This is a genomic window from Sphingobacterium sp. SRCM116780 (assembly GCF_021442025.1).
Classification (GTDB): Bacteria; Bacteroidota; Bacteroidia; order Sphingobacteriales; family Sphingobacteriaceae; genus Sphingobacterium.
On record NZ_CP090446.1, the window covers coordinates 3254841 to 3278805 of the forward strand.

Genomic DNA, 23965 nt, shown 5'->3' on the forward strand with positions numbered 1-23965 from the left:
TATCTTTAGCAAGGAATCAAAAATAACCAATATCATGAATCACTATCACTTACCATCTATTCATAATTTTTCAAGCACAATTAACGAAAAAAACACGCATCTTATCGTTTTAAAAAATACAAGAGGAATGCAGGTTGCTTTGAGCGATTATGGGGCAAGAATTGTTAGCATTCTAGTGCCCGACAACAAGGGAAACCTTATTGATGTTGCTTTAGGATTTGGTTCGATACACCGTTATTATTATGCTGATGAACAATACCACGGGGTTACTGCAGGAAGATTTGCCAATCGCATCGCGAATGGCAAATTTGAATTAAATGGGAAAGAATTTTCTCTTCCTATCAATAACGGAATTAATTGTCTTCATGGTGGACCAAATGGTTTCCACAAAAAGATTTGGGATAGACGTGTCAGTTATGAATCGCAAGCTGAGTTTTATTTAATATCTGCAGATGGAGAAGAAGGTTTTCCAGGAAACCTGAACGTTTCTGTCAGTTATACCTTAACAAATGAAAATGAAATCATTATAAAATATCGGGCAGATAGCGATCAAGATACGGTAATCAATTTGACCAATCATACGTATTTCAATTTGAATGGAGAGGGATCCGGAGATATTTTAAGTCATCAGTTAAGAATTCATGCTGATGCTTATTTGGCTGTTGACGATTATCAAATCCCTTGTGCTAGAGTTCCTGTTGCTGGAACAGCATTTGACTTTCAGGAATTCAAATCAATTGCTCAGGATATTATTGCTCCTGATGAACAATTAATTTCAGCAAAAGGTTATGATCATTGCTATATCCACAACAATCCAATTTCTCAAGCTTGTGCAACTGTTTATTCACCTAGTTCGGGTGTCCGCTTAGATGTCTTTACGACAGAGCCTGGTGTACAATTGTATACTGGAAACTGGATGACAGGAAATGATATTGGGAAGTCGGGAAATACGTATTTGCCTTATGCTGGATTTTGCTTGGAAACACAACATTTTCCAGACAGTCCAAATCAACCTGAATTTCCATCTACTTTGCTGAAAACTGGAGAAGAATTTATATCCGAAACGCATTATAAATTTTCAATTGAAAAATAATATAACAAAATGGGGAGGCTTAGTCTCCCCATTTTGTTATATTATGAATGAACATACATTATTTCACTAATTCATCTAATGCCTGTTCTACTTTTTCGAATCCAAACGTTGCCTTCACTTGTTCAAACATACGCTGTATTTGGTCATTGCCCAAGTTACCAATACTTCCTTCATGTGTATGATTTACTTCTTTGGAAGGTTGGAATTCTCCTGCATCAATAGCAATTCCGATATTTTTATACGCTTCACGGAAAGGAATTCCTTTTAACACCTCATTATTCACCACTTCTACAGAAAACAAATAATCGTATTTAGGGTCATTCAATACATCTTTTTTAACAGAAATATTTTCCAACATGAATGTTGCTATTTCCAAGCAATCGTTCAATGATTTAAATGCTGGAAACAGATTTTCTTTTAGCAACTGTAAATCGCGGTGATATCCTGATGGAAGATTAGTTGTCATCAAAGCAATTTCATTAGGCAGTGCTTGAATTTTATTGCAACGTGAGCGGATCAATTCAAATACATCAGGATTCTTTTTATGCGGCATAATGCTGGATCCTGTTGTCAAATGAGCTGGGAAAGATATAAATCCAAAGTTTTGATTAATGTATAAAGTCACATCCATCGCAAATTTGGCTAAAGTCGCTGCTATGGAACTCATTGCTTGTGCTAAGATTCTTTCTGTTTTTCCTCGACCCATTTGCGCATAAACCACATTATAGTTCAAGTCTTCAAATCCTAACAACGCTGTAGTCATCGTACGATTTAGCGGAAAAGAGGAACCGTAACCTGCAGCAGAACCTAATGGATTCTTATTACACACTTTCCATGCTGCTCTCATCAGTTCTAAATCATCGACTAGGCTCTCGGCATAAGCCCCAAACCATAGTCCAAACGATGATGGCATAGCAATTTGTAAATGCGTATAACCTGGGATCAGGATATCTTTGTATTGCTCACTTAGTTTAATCAACTCATGAAATAAAATTTCTGTATTGTTCACGATATTGTGAATCTCTGTTCGAAAGTATAATTTCAGATCAACTAAAACTTGATCATTACGAGAACGTCCAGCATGGATTTTTTTCCCTGCTTCTCCGATTCGTTCTGTCAACAACATCTCCACTTGAGAATGCACATCTTCTACTGAATCCTCAATTTCAAATTTTCCGGCTAGTATTTCTCGATAGATATTTTTCAATTCCTGCTGTACTAACGATAGATCTTCGTCTGTCATCAGGTTGATACTATTCAACATGCGTGTATGAGCCAAAGAGCCCAAAACATCAGCTGCTGCCAATTGTAAATCCATTACACGATCATTGCCTACGGTAAATGATTCTACGAATGCATCAACATCTATATTTTTTTGCCAGATTTTCATTTCTAATGTGCTATTAATATGCGTTGCAAAAATACCATTTGAAAACAAATAAAACAATTACAGCTCAAACTGTATATTTTGTATTAGGATAAGTACAACATTAAATCAGTTATTGGAATAATTTGAACTATAATCTATCTAAATAAAAAATATTTTTTTGTTAAATGTTTGTTAAAAAGTCAATAAACAGCGATAGTGAGTGAGTAATTACTTTGTTTTTGATTCCGTTATTGTGGCAACAAGTTAAATTTTATATGTTTGTACCACTAGGGAGAGTGAAAGAAGAAAATATACGTTTTAAAGTTAGCAAACACTTACTTTTAAAGCCTCACAAAACCAAACTATGATAGACCATAACGTCTTTAAACTTTAAGAAATTAGACCCTAACCGATTATAAACCATAATTATACAGGCATATCCATCCAAGATATGCCTTTGTTCTTTTTTATATTTATCTTTGTAACATAATAAAGGTGAATTTCCACTAAATCAAAAAACTGAACGATGGGAACAGAAAGCAAAAGACAGCAACGTTTTGCAGGTGTATTACAACAAGACTTAGCCGAATTACTCCAACGCGAAGGCAATAGCTGGGCACCAGGTGCATTTATTACGGTTACACGGGTACGCGTCACACCAGACTTAGCGATTGCAAGGGTATATTTAAGTTTTTTAAATACGAAAACAGCTCCTGAAGATTTAAAAGCAATCCGTACTAAAACAACGGAGATTCGATATAAATTGGGCTCTAAAATAAAAAATCAGGTTAGGATTGTCCCTCAACTCGATTTTTTCCTAGACGATACCAATGAATATGTTGAGCATATGGATAAAATATTTGAAGAAATCAGCAAAGAAACAAGGCAACCAGATTAAACAATCTGGTTTTTTTTTCTATTTTTAAACATGGTCTTTAATTTAGATTTTGATAAGAACCAAATTAGTTTTCCTCATCCTAAACTGGCAGATGAGGATGGATTATTAGCAATAGGTGGAGATTTGAGTGCTGATCGATTGGTGTTGGCTTATGAAAATGGTATATTTCCGTGGTTTAATGATGATACTCCTATTCTATGGTATGCTCCGCATGAACGATTTGTCATATTTCCTGAGCATCTTAAAATCAGCAAAAGTATGCGACAGGTATTGAAGAGTAACAAGTTTTCAATTACTGTCGATCAAGCTTTTTCTGAAGTCATCAGCAACTGCTCAAAAATTGTCCGAAAAGATCAGGATGGAACCTGGATTACAGCAGACATGATTTGTGCTTATACTGATCTTCAAAAAATCAACTATGCACACTCTGTTGAAGTATGGCAAGATAATGAATTGGTTGGTGGACTCTATGGAATTTATATCAACCAGGTTTTTTGTGGGGAAAGTATGTTTTCGAAAGTTTCTAACGCTTCAAAAGTAGCTTTGATTTATTTGTTAACACATTTTTCTTTAAAATTTGTAGACTGTCAATTTCACACGCCACATTTAGCTTCTATGGGAGGCTCTATCATTTCACAAGAAGAATATTTAACCCTATTAAAAGAAAATGACACAACAGCGATATAAATCATATTTTGATATTCCTGATCATATCTGCTATCTGACTACTCCAGGCTCTGGTTTATTGCCCACAGCTTCTCAAAAATGGCGTTCAGAAAGGGATAAAGATTTTTTTTCGGTATCTACTGATCTCAGAGAAAGACAAGGGGAATTTAATTTAGGTGTAAAAAATAGTATTGCTAAGTTTTTCACAATTCCTGTTAACAATGTGTATAACACGTCAAATTTTTCAACAGGTTTCAATGCTTTACTAGAACGAATTCCTAAAGATGCAAAGGTGCTATTGTTAGATGGGGACTATCCTTCCGTTAATTTTCCAGTCATTGCTAGAGGTTTTCAATATGTGACAGCTGCTATAGATGAGCAATTAGAAAATAACATATTCAACACGATAAAGAAACATCAGCCCACGGTATTTATTTTCAGTATAGTTCAATACATCTCTGGTGTAAAAATTAATCTTGAGTTTATAAGAAAGATAAAGGATCAATTCCCAGAATTACTGATCATAGGAGATGGAACGCAATTTTTAGGAACTGAGGTTTTTGATTTCTCGCAATCGGGTTTTGATATTGTGGGTGCAAGTGGATACAAATGGCTTTTAGGGGGTTATGGCAATGGTTTTCTTCTTTTTAGTGAATTTGCAAAGCATGTCCTTTTTTCTCAGGTCGCTACACAGCATATCCAACTGGATAAGATGTGGGATGGGAAAGATATCATTCAACTCTATTTTGAACCTGGTCATATCGATACCTTATCACAAGGGACTTTACAACAAGGAATAGAATTTTTTAACACACTAGGTTTAGAAAATACTTCTGCTTATACCCACCAACTGGTAAAGCAAGCCAAAGATGAGTTGTGCAAAAGAAATTTACTGAGTCCTGTTACCATCAATAGAGCAGAAACGAGTACTATTTTTAATCTGCAAATAGATCAAAAACATTTTTCCACTTTAATGGAGAATAATATCAAATGTTTCCCAAGAGGAACTGGGATACGAATCGGATTTCATCTTTATAATGATGATGCTGATTTAGAAAGATTATTAAAAATTATTGACACTAAAATTTTAACATAACATGGCTTTTAAGATAGGAGATTTAGTCAGATTTGTAGATGAACCAATTGAAGGTCATATTACATCTTTTCAAGCCAATGATCTCATTGGCGTAACGGATGATACAGGGTTTGAAATACCTGTATTAGCAAACAAGTTGACGTTAATACATGGCAATATGCGTCGTGATGATGATGAGCTTGATGAAAAAGCGGAAGAGGTATCTTCAAAATTTATTGAAAAAGGAATCTTATTGGCGATTTCGGGGGATCATAAGGATGGGTTAGCCAAATTACACCTTATCAATGAAACTTCTTATGAATTATTAGTGAGCATCTCTGATACGACTGCTAACAAGTCAAAAGGAATATTTGCTGAGAAAATAAGCAAACACGATTCTGTTCAGTTTTATTCTGGGAACTTTGCCACTGTTGGGAAATGGCCAACTTTCCGTTTTCAAATTATAAGACATGCAAACAGTTTGCAACAGACCCAAAATCCAATTGTTAAGGAACAACGCGTGAGGCCAGTGGATCTTACAAATCCGAAACAGATAAATGATATCCTTGGAGATAAAGTTTGGTTTTACGAACTTGATAAAGAGGAAGAAGATTTGGGAATAGATAAATTAAAATCACATTTCATCTCCCACCGCCCTAACAAAAAATAAGCTTGGAAAATTTCCAAGCTTATTTTTAATCTGCTATCTTTTTTAATTTTTTCGTACTCAACAATAAGAGTAGGACGCCTATTAAGTACACAATCCAGCCCCAACGCATATGTATTGTTTTTGACAATAAACGGTCGGCAAATCCCCAACCAAAATAGTTGTTGATTTTAAAATACACGCCAAAAATACTAATCACATACCAAGTTCCGGCTACAAGTGTCATCAAACGATATCCTTGCAATTGTCGTATGAAAAAGAGTAAGGCTGTTATCCCTAAAATCATATAGGTAATAAAAAATAGTGCCGCGTCAGTTTGATAAAGGTTCCAATTCCCTTTAACAGGAACTTTCAATAGGGGTAGCATACCCGCCAAGAAACATAGTATCAAACCTAACAGTGCTAAGTTTTTTCTTATGATAATCATATTATCTAATTTAAATATGTATCAAAAATAATCATCTAGCTGTTCAATTTTGTTATTTCTTTGATAAATTATTATACTGTTTTGGAAATAATATGACAATAGGCTATAATAGGGTCAAAAACTCTTTTATATGCTATTTATTGTGTGAAATGCCAATACGATAAACGCCATATAAAATGACAGGAGTCACATTTGTAATAGTTTAAAGATAAATTCCTCTAATTATCAAGAGCTTAACATAAAATTAACATTATTTATAATCGTTCTAAATTCCTCTGTTTGACAGATTTTTGACATATGACAGATGCTTTTAAAGTACATTTGCAGTGTTAAAATCAATCGAGGGTATAGCTTTGAAGAATCTTAAGGTATTAGCATTTACACATAAACACGTAGAACTTAAAGATTTAGGTAATCTAGTTATTTGTAATGAGGAGTTAGAAAGTAGACTAATGAATCTAAAACATAACTTAGATATTCCTGAAGTGTTCTATATTGGTACTTGTAACCGTGTTGAATTTGTGTTTTATGGTGCTCATGACTTAACCCATGAATTCATTGCTCAGTTTATGGAAAAACTCAATTTCTGTGTCCCTCAAGAAAGATTGCAATGCTATTTAGGTCAAGTCGACAAATATGAAGGTTTAGATGCTTTAAACCATCTACTTCGTATGTCTTGTTCACTTGAAAGCTTAGTCGTTGGTGAGAAAGAAATTTTAGCACAGGTGCGACGTGCTTACGAAAGATGTAGAGAAGCTGGTTTTACGGGTGATTTTTTACGTCTATTGATGGATCGTTTGGTGAAGACAGCAAAAGAAGTCTATACCTACACCAAAATATCTAGAAATCCTATTTCCGTTGTTTCGTTAGCTTACCGCAAATTAAGAGAGATCAAACTGGTTGAGAATCCAAGGATTTTAATTATTGGTTCTGGAGAAACCAATCAGAATCTTGCTAAGTACTTTCAAAAAAATCAATCGAATAATTTTGTGATTTTTAACCGCACTGTTGAAAATGCTCAAAAATTAGCTGAAGAATTAAAAGCAGAAGTTTATCCACTAGCAGAGTTGATGAACTATAAAGGTGGATTTGATATTTTAATTACTTGTACTGGTGCCCCAACAGCCATTATTGATAATACGTTGTACCAGTCTTTATTAAATGGAGAGACGGATAAAAAAGTCATTGTTGATTTAGCTGTTCCAAATGACATTGATGCTGAAGTACTCGTCAATAACGCCATTCATTATATCGAAGTTAGTTCGCTCCAGGCCATTGCAAATAAGAACATTGAAGACCGTTATAGTGAGTTATCTCATGCCGAAAAAATAATTGAGGATAATATCCAAGAGTTCATCCCTATTATCAAACAAAGACGTGTAGAAGTAGCCATGCGTCAAGTTCCACAAAAAATTAAAGAAATCAAATCTGTTGCATTGAATGAAGTTTTTGCTTCTGAGATTCAAGCCTTAAACCCCGAGGCTCGTGATGTACTGGAAAAGATCATTAATTACATGGAGAAAAAATACATCAAAGTTCCAATGGTTATGGCTAAAGAAATTTTAGTCAAAGTGAGCGAAAATGGTGTAAACTAATCTCTACTCTTCTTAAAATTCTTTTTTCCTTTTTATTCAGTTTAATCTGACAGTAACGTGTCAACAAATCAAGACTATTTTTTTATTTTTGCCTATCTTAATTATCAAAATAAGGTAAATTATATAGATTGTGAATAGAAAACTTATCATTGGAACACGTGGAAGTGCACTTGCGTTATGGCAAGCAAACTTTATAAAAGATCGTCTCGCTGAAATTGGCATTGAATCTGAATTAAAAATCATCAAAACTCAAGGTGATATTATTCAACACCTTCGTTTAGATAAGCTCGAAGGAAAGGGTTTCTTTACCAAGGAATTAGAAGAAGAGTTATTAAACGGAACCATTGATTTAGCCGTTCATTCACATAAAGATTTACCAACTGTAAACCCTCCAGGGTTGATAATTGCAGCAGTATCTGAACGCGAAAATCCTGCAGAGTTATTGATTATCCACAAAGATTGTGTTGATATCAAGAAACGACTTTCTTTAAAACACAATGCAACCATTGGAACCTCATCAAATCGTCGTAAAGCACAGCTTTCTGCTATAAGACCTGATTTAGAATTTACAGATCTAAGAGGTAATTTGCAGACGCGTATACAGAAGCTTCGTGATGAACAATATGATGCCATCATGTTAGCTAAAGCAGGTATTGCTCGAATTGAAATGGATATTTCAGATTTTCATGTTGAAGAAATTCCTGCTGTGGAATTGATCCCCGCTCCTGCTCAAGGTGTATTGGCTGTTCAGATTCGCGAAGTAGATACGGAACTATTGCAAGCGCTAAAACCGATCAACAATGAAGAGGTTCAAAAAATGATTGCTGTAGAGCGTAAAGTTCTTAATTTATTTGATGCGGGTTGTCATGCACCACTTGGTGCTTATTGTCGTCAGACAGGTGATATGTATGAAGCTTGGGCTTCTATTGCAGATACAAGTGATGATTTTCCAGATCGTGTGTATGTGAAAGGGGATGATCCTTCGAAATTAGCGGATATCATCTTTTCCAAATACAGCAAAGATCGCAAATTACCAACTTCTGTTTTCATTACACGTGATTTGGATGAGCATTCCTATTTATCACGTTTCTTTGCTAAACACAAGATGCAAGCGGATGCCCGTTCTTTAATTAAAATATTCCCCATTATTAATAAACTGGATCCTTTCATATTGAAACATGTGGATTGGATTTTCTTTGGTAGTAAGAATGGTATTGAACATTTCTTCAATCTGGAACCTCGTTTGAGTAAAAAAACGAAAATTGCGGTTGTAGGACGTGGATCTGAAGAGGCTTTACGAAAATTTGATCGTGTAGCTGATTTTTCTGGAGAACAGTCTGGGATTAATATGGAAGAGATCGGAACTCGTTTTGCCGAATTAGCAAATGGAGGAACTGTTTTAATTCCTCGCGCGAAGGAATCATTAGAAACGATTCAAAAAGCGCTCTCTCCTGAAACAAAGATTATCAATATGCCAGTCTATGAAACCGTTTTAGAAGATCAAGTAAATGCGACGAGTGCAGAGGTGTTGATATTCACAAGCCCCAGCAATGTAGAAGCTTATTTTGTTGAGAATTTAATCGAACCTGACCAGCATGTAATTTGCATCGGTCGTTCCACTGCTGCAAAATTTGACGAAATGGGACTATCGTACACACTACCTTATTCGCCAGATGAAATTGGCTTAGCTGAGGCAATTTTTGGATTAGACTATTCATCATAATAACGATTGGAAGGATGTATTTTCTTCCAATTTTAAATACATATACTTATGTTACAACGTCCGAGAAGAAATCGCAAATCAGCCGTGATTCGCGATATGATTCAAGAAAACCGTTTAAGTACGGGTAATTTAATCTTTCCACTCTTTATTGTAGAAGGACAAAATCAAAAAACAGAAATTACGTCAATGCCTGGTATCTTTCGCTATTCGATTGATAACTTATTGCGTGAGATAGAAGGCTGTTTAAAATTGGGATTAAATTCATTTGATTTATTTCCTGCTGTAGAAGAATCTTTGAAAGATAAATTTGCTACAGAAAGTTATAAAAAGGGAACTTTATATCTTCGCGCTATTGAAGAGGTAAAGAAGAATTTCCCTGAGGCATGTGTGATCACAGATGTTGCTATGGATCCTTATAGTTCTGATGGTCATGATGGTATTGTTGAAGATGGTGAAATCCTAAATGATGAGACTTTAGTTGTTTTAGGCAAAATGGCCTTAGCACATGCACAAGCAGGTGCAGACATCATCGCTCCTTCGGACATGATGGATGGACGTATTGGCTATATTCGAAATATACTCGATGAGAATGGCTTTACCCATGTTTCTTTAATGTCTTATACGGCTAAATATGCTTCTGCATTTTACGGTCCTTTTCGTGATGCGCTAGGTTCTGCTCCAAAAAAAGGAGATAAAAAGTCCTACCAAATGAACTATGCCAATGCTAGAGAGGCTCTAATAGAAGCGCAATTAGATCTAGAAGAGGGTGCAGACTTTTTAATGGTGAAACCAGGTCTTCCTTATTTGGATATCATCAAGTCGTTGCATGATAATTTTGATTTACCGATTGCGGCTTATAATGTCTCTGGTGAATATGCGATGATTAAAGCTGCTATCGGAAACGGTTGGTTACAAGAAAATGCTATTTTGGAAACTTTAATGAGCTTCCGTCGAGCAGGTGCTACTGCAATCTTGACTTATCACGCTAAAGAAGCTATTGAAAAAGGATGGATAAAATAAAGATCTATTCTCCCATAAAACAAACAAAGCCTGAGTATATACTTAGGCTTTGTTTGTTTAGATATTCTTAATAATTTAAAATTCGCATTATTATCATCTAGCTAAAGATCTATTATAACTTACACTCATATGAGAGATTTTATCAAATAAATGGATAAATTTGCAGGGTAAATTATACTACATATGACACAACAAAATAGCGCTCAAACAAAAACAGCTGATATTTCTAGAGAAAAGTCTGCTCAACTTTTTGAAAAAGCGAAACAATATTTTCCAGGTGGAGTAAATTCACCAGTAAGAGCATTCAAATCTGTTTATGGTACACCTCTTTTTATTGAACGAGGAGACAAAGCACATATCTGGGATGCTGATGAAAATGAATTTATTGATTTTTGTTGTTCTTGGGGTCCACTTATTCTGGGTCATAATAATGATCAGATTCGTGAAGCGGTTACTGCTCAATTAAGCAAAGGGTTAAGTTTTGGTGCACCTACGGCATTGGAAAATGAGCTTGCTGATCTGATTATATCCAATAATAGATTTATTGAAAAGATTCGCTTCGTTAGTTCTGGTACGGAAGCAGTTATGTCGGCTATCCGCTTAGCTAGAGGCTATACAAAGCGAGATAAAATTGTCAAATTTGAGGGTTGTTATCATGGACATTCGGACTCTTTATTAGTAAAAGCTGGTTCAGGATTAGTAACTTTTGGAGAAACTTCTTCTGCAGGTGTACCCAAAGCATTTGCTGATGAAACAATTGTTATTGCATTAAATGATAAGGAGGCTCTTTCAACAGTTTTTGAACAGTTCAAAGATCAAATAGCCGCTGTTATTATTGAAGGTGTACCCGCAAATAATGGTTTATTAATTCAAACAAAAGAATACGTTCAGTTTTTGAGTGAAATCACCAAACAAAATGGTTCTTTGCTCATATTTGATGAAGTCATTACAGGTTTTCGTTTAGGTTTTGAGGGTGCAGCAGCTTATTATGAGATTCAGCCTGATATCATCACCTATGGTAAAATTATTGGTGGAGGTATGCCTGTAGGAGCTTACGGTGCATCAAAAGAATTAATGAGTTGTATCTCTCCTGATGGTGCTGTTTATCAAGCTGGAACGCTCTCTGGAAATCCTGTTGCTATGGCTGCTGGAATTGCGACTTGCAAAGTCCTGACACAGCCTGATTTCTATAAAAATCTGAATGCAAAAACAGCAGCTTTTGTAGCTGATATACGTCATTATATAACAGAGAAGAAGTATCCTGTAAAAATCTTTACCATTGCTTCCATATTCTGGTTTGCTTTTACGGAACAAGACGCGATTTTAAAAGCGAGTGACATTGATCCAAATTCTATGGAGTCCTACAAAAAAATGCATCGTGAATTGCTCAATAGAGGAATCTACTTCGGTCCTTCGGGTTATGAAGTTGGTTTTGTTTCTCATGCACATACTGCACAGGATTTAGACACAACGAAACAGCATATTTTTGCAGCATTGGATCTCGTTTTTAATGAATTGTAAACTTTTTCAAGAACAAATTGTTTACCTCTAGTAGTAAATCTATATCAATCATGAAAAAAAATATTTTATTAAAATCTGCATTAGTTTTCATAGCAATTTCAGCTACGCTTACTTCTTGTCAAAATACGTCAACAAAAAGTACGTCGGAACAAGATTCGACTGCTACTGGTGATACAACAACTGTAGCTACAGAAATTACGGTGACTCCTGTGGCAGACTCAAAAGAATTCCCTGGTGCTGATTTGAAAATCGCATCCATTACTTCTGAAAAAGTAGGGACGGATTCTGCAAAAGTAACCGTAAAATACACGGTTAACAATTTCAAATTAACGGAACAAACGATTCATGATCATCATATGGCTAATTCGCATGATGGTCAACATATCCATTTTATTTTGGATAATAAACCATATGTAGCTTTGTATAAACCAGAAAATACGATAACGCTGGCATTAAACTCGGAGCATTATCTGCTATCATTCTTGTCTCGCTCTTATCATGAGTCGATCAAAACAACTGCTGCTTCTAAATTGGTGAAATTCAAACTCGATAAAGATGGTAAAGTCGTACAAGAATCTGCTGTAACGAGCCCTTCTTTGTTTTATAGCCGCCCAAAAGGAGAGTATAAAGGGGAAGATACGAAAGTACTCTTATTGGATTTTTTCTTAGTAAATACAACTTTAGCAGCTGATGGAAATAAGGTTATCGCAGATGTAAATGGTAAACAATTTACATTAGACAAATGGGGTCCTTATGAAATTAAAGGTTTACCATTAGGTGATGCAAAAGTAAAATTGACATTGGTTGATAAGGATGGCAATGCAATCACAGGTGACAATGTTTCTGTAGAAAGGGCTTTCAAATTATTAGCTAAATAATTTTGTTATTTATCGAGTGTAAAAAGGATATTATTTAACCATTCAAGGTATTACGTATATAGGTAAAATTATTTATTATCGAAAACTATTTAAATAAGTAATAGTGTACCTGTTCTTTTTAAACAATAAGAGGTCCTGAATAATATATTCAAGACCTCTTATTTTATTTAAAAAACTAGTATTAATATCCAGAAACTCTAAATTCAGCAAGATGTGTAGATGTCGCACTATTCATTGGTGCGGTCATCGTAATACGTATATACTTAGCTTTAACTGCGGCTAAAGTATAGTCTTGCCATGCAGCAGGAGAATCGCTAGAATTAAAGTTCAGATTTTTTCCAACCTCTGTCCAGTTTTGACCATCCAGAGAAACTTCTACATTGAAGGTTTTAAAACCGCCAGTTGCATTATTATGTCTTCGAATCATTCCAAATTTACCTATCGTTTCAATTTGTCCAAAATCTATAATAAACCAATGTGGGTAATTAGATCCAGGTCCCGACCAATTTGAATGCCAATACGTATTGATATCACCATCAATTAATGATGATCCTTTACCGTTTGCAGCTCCTTCATTGTTCTCCGTAGAAGAGACTTCAGCTGTCCAACCTGTTTTAGCAATCTCAGTGAGTGGTTTTACTGGAATAATTTGAACTGGAGATGTACTTCCGTCAGTGCTTAACGTAACATTTAAGATTGTTGCATTTCCACCAACATCAAAACTAAGTTTACCTGTAGTTTCTGTACTCGCATTCACAACAGCTGTTTTGTTAACACCGTTTAGTTTATAATTAACTTGCACATCTACAGGATCTCCTGTATTATTTTTCCAGCTGACAACTGCATTATTTCCCTCCATATAAGCTAAAAGTGATGGAAGAATCAATTTGTATACTAATAATCCAGGAGCTAATTGTTTAGTTCCTTTAGCCTCTCGTGTCCATTTTGCATCATTTAAAGTAATCGCAAATGCTATTTCTTGGGTCTCATCCGTCAACCCTACAACATTTACAGTATCTGCTATATTTCCTTTAATCTCTTTTTCATAAGATTTTCCATTAAAACTATATGTGATCGTTCCAGGAATTTCTCGCGTTGAAGTCTTGGGAAATATAAAACTAACTCCGCCTGCAATAGGTTGAGCATTTAGATTTAGAATTTTATAATCTGCCTCAAAAGGTCTAGGGCTCAACTTTACTGAAGTGGTTTTAGAAGATGTTCCCTCTGAAGTAAAATATTGTAAATCAAAATCGTATTCTTTCATTTCATCTAGATGAAGAATAGTCGCTTCGTCAAACTTGGTTACTTCAATCTTTTTAACTTCAGTTCCTTCTTTGTAGGTAATTACTGCCTTCGTTACCCGTTCGCTCAACTCTGGCCAATAGATTTCAATTGTCTGATTAAAATCAGATACAAAAGTTAAATTAGCTGGTTTTGCTGTTGGTCTTTTTTCTGTGATCTCGATTTCTTGATTTACATTTTTAGGAAACACCAACTCCTCTTCCTTACATGCATTCAAAGCCAGTAACATCCCTCCGAAAAGGACGAACTGATTGATTCTCATAGTTCTTTTTAATTTTATCATGACAGGTTAAAATCTATGGCTTTAAAAATTCAATTTCATACTTGTTCAAGAATACTTGCCCTTCTAAATTCCAATCTTGTTGCGTTTGCAACTCCATCCAATAAAATATCTGGGTATAGAAATCTGTAGCCTGAACAAAGACAGCATTATTCCCCAAATCACAAGGTTTAATTTCGGATACACTTTTTGCACTGAATGCTCCTGATAATTGCATATTACTTTTTCCAGCTATCTCATTTGAAACTTGTCCAGATGAAGTCGGGCTCATTTTCCAATAACCTTTCAAATTCGCGGCGTAAGAGGATGTACTCAGTTCACCCGAATAACAGGTAAAATCTCGTATTTCTTGTTGATTATAGGCCTTATTGAAGATATGAATGTCAGATACATCAAAATCTACTAAATCATATGAAATTGTAGGGCGGTATCCAAAAATTAATGGATCATCTGTTTTAATATTATTGATGTTCATACCCGACGTTGTTGTTTCTTGTGCCAATGTTCCATTATTAAAAATCTTAATATTTACCTTATCTGGCGCAATTGCTGATATAACTGTAGTCATTGTATACCATTCTCCATTAATTTTTGGGGTTTGACACGAAGCAATAGTTGTACCATCACTTATTCGAACTTGAATATCATTACCAAATGTATAATACATCCAACCAGGCGTACCTGTACTGGTATTCGAATCTTTTCCAAAAATACCTGAATACCAATAATTATAGGTATTGGGTTGATATGTGGAAGATATAATGGTATTATTCAAATTAAATCTGAATCTTGTCGAAATAGTTAGTTCTTTAGATGTAGACAAGTCATAGTCACTTGCATTACCTAGATTTTCACTTACAGCTCTCACACCAAGAGGTTTATTACCTGTCCCATCATATCCCCATAATCGAACATAGCTCATCGCCTTTCCAGTCAATTCAGCTTCCTTAAAGTTTGGATTAGCAAAAATTGCAAATGTGTTACGCTCGGGAGCAGATGAGCCACCATAAGATTTATCAATACCTCCGTGATTTGATGTGACAATGATCAACCAATCTTCGTTTGCATAATTTTGTCTAGCTTTCAGCGCATCTAAAATATTACCAATATAACCATCAACTTTATTTAATGCGTTAACATATGCTACATTGTCAGCAGAAAATCCATTTTCTTTTCCAGCATCCAATAAACTTGTAAACTGAACAATCATTAAATCTTCATTTTTCTTCTCTAACAAGTTTACTACCTGATTTTTAACCCCTTCGTCTGTGGTTTCATCATAAGTTTCATCCGCACTAACCAATAGTTTGTCATTTAAACTAACCGATCTTGAAACAACAGCTGTTTTGGTACTAGGCGCAATAGTGGCAATCCGATATAATATGGAGGGATACCCTGCTACGTTATGATGCGGGTCGTTCTCATCTGGTTTCGGAATATAACTATCATCCTCAATGCCGTGATTGGCAAAGGATACTCCACTCATCATCGACATCCAAGCGGAAGCATCACTTGTATTTTCATCCGCAAATGCATTGAACGTATATTTGCTGGTTTTTAACAGCGTGGTTAAATTGGCCGGTAATTTCTTTTTGATTTCCTGACCCACTGCTCCATCTATCGAAATAAATAAAACCTTTCTTTTTACCTCTTGGGTTCCCTCCTGTTCATATTCTTCAAATACTACTGGAGGATTTTCGTATTTCGTACAGCTACTCCATATCATTAACATTGTTAATGCATAAATAGTAGCTTTTATTCGACTAAAATTTCTTTTCATAACTGTTTAATTATATATCGTAAAACACTCCAATTTCAGCTAAAGCGACATGGTTCTCTCCGCCTAAATTTTTATCTGGGAATACAAATTTCACGTATTGCATTTCTACAATCTGAGGAAAAGAAAATTCACGTATTGCATTTCTTTGTGCTGTAGTTTCAGATGCTTGCGCTAGTGTATACGTTCCCATTTCTGTCCAGTTGTTATTATCTCGGCTCACCAAGACCTTAACTTTTGTTTGGAAAGTATTATTTTGTCTGTTTTGGATATAAAAACCTTTAAAAGCATTTACTTCTTTCATATTCATCGTTAATTCTACTGGAAGATCAGTAGAAACACTACAGCCAGAATAACAAGTATGCCAATACGTCGAGGCAGAGCCATCTATCATCGCAGAGAATTTTCCAGTACTTTCTCCAGTAGCCGTTGCCACGTTAGCCGTAAAATCGTATGTACTACTCGGTAAGTAATATTTTGAAGCTAATGGCGCATCTCCTCCTGTAAAGGTCAGCGGATTATACTCCCAAATTGCAGTGGTCATCGGTGGATACAGATTACGTATCTCTCTTTTTGCTCCAGCACTTACTGGAATACCCCAGGCAATAAAAAAGCGATTGAAATCTACTCCTGCAAAATGACAAAGCTGACGATAAAAATAATCTTTCTTCGCTTGATCTAAAGGTGTCGTAAAGTTTTCATTTCGAGCTTTGTTATAGATATATGGAAAGAAATCCCATCCTAACTGACCATTTTTACCCTTTACCTTGTCAAAGATCTGCAAGAAAGGTGTAATACGAGCGAATGGATCATCCGCATCTATTCCAAATCCTGTCGGAAAACTTGAAAAACTTTTAGCTCCTGTGAATTTCGCATACGCTAAAGCTCCTGGAATAGCTGTTTTTAAGGCAGGGTGAAAGTCAATACGATTCGTTTCTCCACGATTGCGTGCCGCATTGAAAATAAAAAGATTATTGGTTGTTTCGCCTAAATCGCTCCAACTCCAAGAGTTTCCTGCTTGATAATTGTGCCCTACTTCGTGATAACTACCCCAAGAGGTTCCTTTTTTTATGGTCGTCGGATTCGTTAACTCATCCAACCAATATTCGTCTTCTTGCATAATCCAAGGGTTACCACTATGCGCATAACCAGCAGAAGGATGAATATCCATTACCCCTCGCTCCCAAAGCGAAGGATAGCGATTCTTTTTATCACTGGCTGTGGGTGTAAGTTCCATCCAATTATAGTAATCTTGTTCATAAGATTTATCCCATAAACTTAGGGCTTCATCAATTTGGTCTGCACGACCTGATTGAATAAATTTAACGATTAATGATCGAGGTACTGAAAATATTGTTCGTTTACCGATCAAGTCCATCCATGGAACATCGTTTGCCAAGACTTCTTTCTGCCATTGACTCACATTGTCTCTCCCTAGCACAAAATCATTCGCTTTAACAACTCCTGCAAATTTTAGGCTTATAGGTGTTGAACGTGCATTTTGATTGTGAATCCAAATCGTACCTCCATATAGATTCATGACATAATTATTTCCAGGAAACAATTCTTTCTTCGTATAAATAATATTGTCCCGACGTGGTGCATCTATACCCGAAATGTTATCGGTATGTACACCAATTTGGACTGTCAATCCAATAAGTCCTTGTGGAACAGTAATACGAATAACTTCTCCTGCAGGAGCATAGAGTCCAGTACTATAAATTGCAGGTGGAACATAGCTTACTTTGTAATCAAATGGACTCACATACTCACGGTTCATTAACATGGATAAGGTGGTGTCTTTAACACGAGACACATTATCGCCAACCAGCCCAGGATAAATCCTAGCCCGGTGATATAGACTTTTATCAGCTTTACCCATAGTCGTATCAGTCAGAATTGGTGTTTCTGTCGAATCTCCTTGTTGATAGCCATTTTCAAAATCAACGCCATATTTGCCACAGGAAGAAGCCAATGTCAACATAGCACAAAAGGCTCCTAATGTTATATATCGAATGTTCATAATGGTTAATTCTAAAAGTTAGTTTCTAATTTGTGTATAATTTGGACTCCAGCTTTTTCCATCTAAATTCCAAGAACTTTCAACAGTAACACCCAACCATTGATAGATCATAAATGGAATATCTACGGCATTGGGAACCAAGCGAAAGAATGATTCACCGATAGGAGGTTGGAAAAATGGCACCAACTCATTAAAACTTGTCCACGTTACAGGCCCTTTGATATTAAAATTACCTGCTTTACCTGTTTTTTCTGTTAATTTAGACGTATTTACATCATCATAACCGGGCCAATAACCTTGTAGATTATCCCAAAATGGGAATGTCTCATCGATATGTGTTACTCCTCCATATCTCCTAACTTCTTCATAATTAAACGCACGATTATAGATCTGTACATTACAAATAGAAATGTCAGCATTGGTATTTCCGTCACTTGTCAGATAACCTAATGTTAAAGGGGCGGTATTATCCAAATTATTACTATTTGCTGAAATTTGCGAAACCTTACCTGATACTGCAGCAGTTGTTCCATCTGTAAATACATAAAGGGAATCTTGATCTCCACTTCGTTTAATAACAGTTGTCAGTGCGTGCCACTCTCCGTCGTTAATATTAGGTCCAAATGCCTGCCCTGCGATAGAGCTATTCATACCCCAGTATCCTCCTTCTAAAAACATATTCCATCCAGCACCACTAAACCCAGCAGCTCTTTTCGACATAAAAGAAGGGTAATAATAATTGTCATTCGCAATGTTGTATTTTAGAAACAACGTGATCGTCCAGTCGGATCCTGTACCCATATTAAATTTGCTAACATCATTTAATTTACCAATTACCTGGTTATTAGAAGCATAGGTATATCGCGTAGCATTACCTGCAAAAGGTATGTCTTTCGCATTAGGACGAGGTATAATTTTTCTAGAAAATTCAGGAGAATACATCAACGTGTAAGTATCTCTTTTCGAATCCCCATAAGGTGTAAAATCTGTTGTTGGTTCTGTAGCAGGTGCTCCTTTTCCAGAAGTAACAATAACCAACCAGTTTTCAGTTCCATAAGATTTACGAGCTTTCAAACTCTCTACCAATTGTTTTACTTGCTTATCCATCACTTTAATCGCATCTACATATTGTGGAATTTCGGAACCAAAACCATTTTCATCCCCTGCCTTTTCCACTTGTGCTAAATGAACTACATTAAGATCTGCCGAATCGACTTGTAAATTTTTAACTGCAGCAGCAACAACAGCAACATCATCTGTTCCGTGTTCAACCGTAGCATCTTTTCCTAAGTAAGTTTCATAACTTGTAGAAGAAGTAAACAATTTTGATTTACGTCTACCTATATTTTTTAATTTACTAAAAATGGTTGGATACTCTTCCGTATCCAAGACTGAAAGATCATCTGCCGTTACTTTGTTCTTGGCACTATTGACACCTGTAAGTAATGCCGTAGCTACCGAAGTGTTAGTCACTTCAAAATCTGTTGTTGGATCTGCCAAACTTCCATAAGTAACTAATCCATTTCGGGTATATAAAATAAGGTTTTCAGGTTCAATATCTTGTACTGCTGGTCCAGAAAGTCCGTCGACGATGACCAATAAAACTTTATCATGTGTTTCAGGACTGTCTTTGGCTTCATTAAAGTTTTGCAATAAGTTTGGAAAATCCTTATTACAGGCGCAAAACACTAAGAGCGTAGTCAGACCATACACGATCTTGCTATATATATTTAAAGACTTTTTCATATTTGGTTCAATAAAAAATTATTCTTTGATCTCTAATCGGAAAAAATTACCAACTGTTTTAACACCATATTGTGATACACTACCACCAACCAATAGTGCTGGTTCTCCAGTTGACGACTTGGTTTCAACAATTTTGAAAATGGATCCTGAAAATGGTGCTTGTGAATTATATTTCTGCAATAGCTTACCATCTTTTTCTAGGATTAACATTTTTCCTCTTCCGATACCATTGTAAGTATCCATAGAACCCTGAACCACAACTTGTTCATTATTCAAGACTTGAGCATAGCTGACAATTCCTGTTCCGATATTCCCTAGTACAAATTGATTATCAACAGACCCATCTGTATTAAGTAGTGCTACACTTTTTGCATTCGCATTTCCTCCTAAGCCACTAAATATACCTGTTAAAGCAATTTTTTCATTCTCTTCATTGTAGGTAACACTCAAGAAGCGTGTTATAGATCCAGACAAGTTAAAAGCAGGGTCAACACTACCGTCTGCGTTTAAGCAAACAATACCTGGTGCAGCTTTTCCATTATAAGATGTGAAAGAACCGATGACCAATATGCGTTCATTGTCAATCATCGTCGCATCTAAGATCATTCCGTTGGCTCCTTCATTTTTTATAATATAAGTGGAGTCCAAAGAACCATCTGAACGTAAACGAATCACATGTTTCGCTTCTGTAACGATCGATCGTCTATTATCACGAGATGAATAGTCATAGTCTATCTTAAAATAGCGACTAAAGTTTCCTACAACAATCACTTTATCATCTGTTACCGAAAATACTTTTAAGACAGGACCACCATATACCCCAGCATTAAAGCTCGAAACCGTGTCTAAAGAATTTTTAGGATTTTCAGTTGTATTGATGACATCGACAACCGTAGAATCCAATTCACCATTGCTATACAGTTTGGCAAGTCCATATACTTGTTTTCCATTGAAAGAAGTAAAATTCCCCCCAACAATAAAGCTACCGTTACTTAATTTAGCGATAGAATTAACACCCCCTGTAGCCCCTGTTCCTTTACCAAAGCTCATCGTGGAGGAAGTTTTTCCACTTGCATCGATAAAGTGAATACCATTGCGGTAGGTTTCTTTATCAACGGCTTCATTTTCAAAATTGTTGAAATATCCTGCAACGATAAACCCACCAGCATTTGGTAAAATATCATAAACTGACCCTCTAAAACCGTTGATCATGCCATAGTTTTCATCCAAACTGGTATTTCCCTCAATTTCTAATCGAGGGCCGTAAAAAACCTGTCCATCCACGACAATCTTCGCATCTCCAGAAGATATTTCCGCAGGTACTTTGATCGTGACCAAAGAATCTTGAGCAGTGACAATTTCAACTTTGGTATTATTGACAAAGAAATCAATTTTACCGAGATAAGGTTTCAATCCTTTTACGTTAAAATCAACCAATTCTCCAGGTTTAGCCACATTAGGAGTTGGATAATTGGTTATGAATCCGATCCCTAAGGATCCCTTGCCTCCAGCATAAGGATCCTCCCCTGTCACAATTTCTTTATTACACGCTGTAAAAGCAAGGACACCCAATGCGAATAGCAAGTAAAAAGATTTATATAATTTATTTTTCATAATTATTCAGATCTTATGGTTATTTATATAATATGCCAACTGTCCAAGCCTCATTGACAAAAAGATTAGTCTGGAATCCAAATGCATGTTTTGAGAATTGCAAAACATGTAACACTCCATTTGTTGGTTGTATGTCTGAAGTCGCAACTGGAGCGGTTAGGAATGGAATAAAATAATCTTGTTCTTCATCTGGAACTGCTACAGAATAAGGAAAATTCAAATATAATTGTCTATAACCTGCATATTTAATAATTTGAGTACCTGTATTGGAAGATGTTTTAATATCATTGTACAATACGCCAATATTCATATCGGTACCTTCATAGTTTTTATATACGCCTCCAGGAAATGCCGCTAAATTCAACGTATCCATTTGATTGAAATCTTTTGCCAAATACTTGCCTTTAATGATGTATTTAGATAAAAATTTACGCCAAACCTCTGGACGTACTTGATCCAATGTGGTAATGGTATCTTGCCCCATACGAAACAATGATTCATTTAATTTCCATACAGATTTTAAAATAGATTTATCTGGAGGGGCAAAAAAAGTTACTTCTTCATTTTTGATTACATCATCCAATTTAGCAATCTTTAATGCTACCATCAGTGTATCAAAAAGCTCAGGTCTGGATTCTAAATATTGCCAAGTTGTTCCATTAAACTTGGGATCATGTATACCTGTATCTATATAATCTTCTTTCTTACAAGAAAATAAAATCATACTAGCTATCAGCATCATAAAGCTTATTTTCATCAAATTCTTCATATCGCTATTTTCTTAATTCCAATAATTATTTAAACGCATATACGGATTGTTAGTCAAGGCAGATCTATCGATTGGCCATGTCCATCCCCCTGCGTTAAAGGCTCCTACTGACATAGGTGCGGAGGTATATTTCGAATTAACCACTTTTTTAGTTCGAACTAAATCATAAAAGAAGTTACCTTCCCCAAAAAGTTCACGAGCTCTTTCCCACCAGATCGCATCTTTCAATTCATCTCCGCTTTCGGTAATCAAAGAGGCTTCTGCTCGATCGCGAATAACATTGACTACATCACGAGCTTCTTCGTCGCGATTTAATTCCGCCAATGCCTCTGCCCGAAGCAAAATAGGATCAGAATAGCGGAAAACCATTTGGTTATCATCTGGATTATTATCTTCGCCTTCTTCCATAAAAACATTCAGGAATTTCAAACATTGAAATTTACCGTTAGTGGAATAAATTTCATCATCGAACCAATAGGTCTTACGTAAATCTCCCCCTACTGGTGGATACAATTCTTCCATAAACTTAGGATCATAAAAGATATAGGAATTGGTCGTTACTTTATTTGGAGCACGAAGAACGTAATCTGAAAAGGATGCTGATAAATGAAAACTCTCACCATAATTGAAGTTTTGAACGATCTCAAATAATCCTTCTTTCGTACGTCCCTTAAAAATCTCTTTCGTTCTTGATAAACTCAATAATCCATATGCACCATTATTTTCTTCCATCAATTCTTTTCCCATAGTTGCTACCTTTTCATAGTAAGGAGCCTTATCTTCATTAGCAAAACCTGCAATCCACATATTGATATGCATGTTTAAAGCCAATGCACTTCCTCGCATGGCTTTCACCGCAACAATAGAAGGATCATCAAAAGTCCAAGGCAATTCCTTATAATTGGCATCCAAATCTGCTGAGATATTTTTCAATACCGTGATCATATTGGTTCTCGGAAGTGGGTTTGTATTCACATCAGTATAGTAAGGAATGTCTCCAAAAAGTCGAACCATGAAAAAGTATGCTAATGAACGTAAGAAAACGGCTTCAGCTTTGTATGCTTTCTTCTGTTGTTCGGATAGAAATGGCATATCTTTGTTTTCCAATTGATAACAAACAATATTGGCATTTTGAACCATTTTATAAAACTCATTCCATTTTGATATTTTCGGAAATCCAAAATAAGAGAAATCAGCTTCTCTCGCGAAAATCAGGCTTAGGTTATTTTGTCTTAAATAAACTAAATAATCCCTTCCTGAATTGTTGGTCGCGCTTGTGCGATTGATTGGAGCACAACGCAAATCGCCACTTGCAGGGAAAAAGATATTGGACATGGTCGCTTCACGAAACGTAGAATATATTCCACCCATATATTGCTCCACATCCTCTTTTGAAGTCCAATAATTATTACCAGTCAATTTATCAATTTGGGTAATATTCAAAAAATCCTTTCCACATGAGCCTAACACTAAACTGACTCCTAATAATATCGTATAAATAAACTTTCTTTTCATGATCATT

General features: G+C 35.6%; 19 protein-coding genes. 10 read left to right on the plus strand and 9 right to left on the minus strand.

From position 1 onward, the window contains the following. Nucleotides 1–34: 34 nt before the first annotated feature. The gene (locus LZQ00_RS13965; protein ID WP_234509890.1) at nt 35–1093 is read left to right on the plus strand and encodes an aldose epimerase family protein; all 1059 of its coding nucleotides are present in this window, start codon (nt 35–37) and stop codon (nt 1091–1093) included. A 58-nt stretch (nt 1094–1151) separates the two neighbouring features. Here LZQ00_RS13965 and argH read toward each other — a convergent pair whose 3' ends face one another. Further along, nucleotides 1152–2483 (minus strand): argininosuccinate lyase, encoded by a 1332-nt coding sequence (gene argH, locus LZQ00_RS13970; protein WP_234509891.1) that lies wholly within the window; start codon nt 2481–2483, stop codon nt 1152–1154. 505 nt (nt 2484–2988) lie between these two features. On the opposite strand from argH, the gene rbfA reads away from it, so the two are divergent. The 4 genes from rbfA to LZQ00_RS13990 are packed head-to-tail and all read left to right on the plus strand — an operon-like array spanning nt 2989 to nt 5771. Beyond that, on the plus strand, nt 2989–3360 hold the full coding sequence (gene rbfA, locus LZQ00_RS13975; protein WP_132771498.1) for a 30S ribosome-binding factor RbfA: 372 nt from the start codon (nt 2989–2991) through the stop codon (nt 3358–3360). Between the two features lie 30 nt (nt 3361–3390). Continuing rightward, complete coding sequence (gene aat, locus LZQ00_RS13980; protein ID WP_234509892.1) at nt 3391–4047, plus strand: leucyl/phenylalanyl-tRNA--protein transferase; 657 nt, start codon at nt 3391–3393, stop codon at nt 4045–4047. Beyond that, the gene (locus LZQ00_RS13985) at nt 4028–5122 is read left to right on the plus strand and encodes an aminotransferase class V-fold PLP-dependent enzyme (RefSeq protein WP_234509893.1); all 1095 of its coding nucleotides are present in this window, start codon (nt 4028–4030) and stop codon (nt 5120–5122) included. The genes aat and LZQ00_RS13985 overlap by 20 nt, the downstream gene beginning before the upstream one ends. A 1-nt stretch (nt 5123) precedes the next feature. Next, a complete protein-coding gene (locus LZQ00_RS13990; protein ID WP_234509894.1) occupies nt 5124–5771 on the plus strand; it encodes a hypothetical protein in 648 nt (215 codons plus the stop codon). Between the two features lie 25 nt (nt 5772–5796). Here LZQ00_RS13990 and LZQ00_RS13995 read toward each other — a convergent pair whose 3' ends face one another. Further along, entirely contained in the window at nt 5797–6195 is a 399-nt protein-coding gene (locus LZQ00_RS13995; protein WP_234509895.1) for a hypothetical protein, read from the minus strand. Nucleotides 6196–6548: 353 nt separating this feature from the next. On the opposite strand from LZQ00_RS13995, the gene hemA reads away from it, so the two are divergent. The 5 genes from hemA to LZQ00_RS14020 all read left to right on the plus strand — a co-directional run bounded on the left by hemA (nt 6549) and on the right by LZQ00_RS14020 (nt 12932). Beyond that, nucleotides 6549–7790, plus strand: coding sequence for a glutamyl-tRNA reductase (gene hemA / locus LZQ00_RS14000; protein ID WP_234514812.1), 1242 nt, complete (start codon nt 6549–6551; stop codon nt 7788–7790). 130 nt (nt 7791–7920) lie between these two features. Next, a complete protein-coding gene (gene hemC, locus LZQ00_RS14005; RefSeq protein ID WP_234509896.1) occupies nt 7921–9513 on the plus strand; it encodes a hydroxymethylbilane synthase in 1593 nt (530 codons plus the stop codon). A 48-nt stretch (nt 9514–9561) separates the two neighbouring features. Next, nucleotides 9562–10533, plus strand: a complete 972-nt coding sequence (gene hemB / locus LZQ00_RS14010) for a porphobilinogen synthase (protein ID WP_234509897.1) — start codon at nt 9562–9564, stop codon at nt 10531–10533. 183 nt (nt 10534–10716) lie between these two features. After that, nucleotides 10717–12054 carry a glutamate-1-semialdehyde 2,1-aminomutase gene (hemL, locus tag LZQ00_RS14015; protein ID WP_234509898.1) on the plus strand — a complete coding sequence of 446 codons (1338 nt, stop codon included), beginning with the start codon at nt 10717–10719 and terminating at the stop codon, nt 12052–12054. 50 nt (nt 12055–12104) lie between these two features. Further along, a complete protein-coding gene (locus LZQ00_RS14020) occupies nt 12105–12932 on the plus strand; it encodes a hypothetical protein (RefSeq protein ID WP_234509899.1) in 828 nt (275 codons plus the stop codon). Between the two features lie 181 nt (nt 12933–13113). Here LZQ00_RS14020 and LZQ00_RS14025 read toward each other — a convergent pair whose 3' ends face one another. From LZQ00_RS14025 to LZQ00_RS14055, 7 genes are read right to left on the minus strand one after another with little or no spacing between them, the layout of a single operon-like run. Beyond that, the gene (locus LZQ00_RS14025; protein ID WP_234509900.1) at nt 13114–14496 is read right to left on the minus strand and encodes a discoidin domain-containing protein; all 1383 of its coding nucleotides are present in this window, start codon (nt 14494–14496) and stop codon (nt 13114–13116) included. A 34-nt stretch (nt 14497–14530) separates the two neighbouring features. Further along, nucleotides 14531–16294, minus strand: coding sequence for an alkaline phosphatase family protein (locus LZQ00_RS14030; protein ID WP_234509901.1), 1764 nt, complete (start codon nt 16292–16294; stop codon nt 14531–14533). A gap of 10 nt (nt 16295–16304) precedes the next feature. Continuing rightward, nucleotides 16305–18314, minus strand: a complete 2010-nt coding sequence (locus LZQ00_RS14035; protein ID WP_234509902.1) for a M60 family metallopeptidase — start codon at nt 18312–18314, stop codon at nt 16305–16307. 18 nt (nt 18315–18332) lie between these two features. Continuing rightward, nucleotides 18333–20060, minus strand: a complete 1728-nt coding sequence (locus LZQ00_RS14040; RefSeq protein ID WP_234509903.1) for a DUF4983 domain-containing protein — start codon at nt 20058–20060, stop codon at nt 18333–18335. An 18-nt stretch (nt 20061–20078) separates the two neighbouring features. Beyond that, entirely contained in the window at nt 20079–21674 is a 1596-nt protein-coding gene (locus tag LZQ00_RS14045) for a DUF5008 domain-containing protein (protein WP_234509904.1), read from the minus strand. A gap of 19 nt (nt 21675–21693) precedes the next feature. After that, complete coding sequence (locus LZQ00_RS14050) at nt 21694–22443, minus strand: fasciclin domain-containing protein (protein WP_234509905.1); 750 nt, start codon at nt 22441–22443, stop codon at nt 21694–21696. Between the two features lie 12 nt (nt 22444–22455). Next, entirely contained in the window at nt 22456–23958 is a 1503-nt protein-coding gene (locus tag LZQ00_RS14055; protein WP_234509906.1) for a RagB/SusD family nutrient uptake outer membrane protein, read from the minus strand. Nucleotides 23959–23965: the final 7 nt, after the last annotated feature.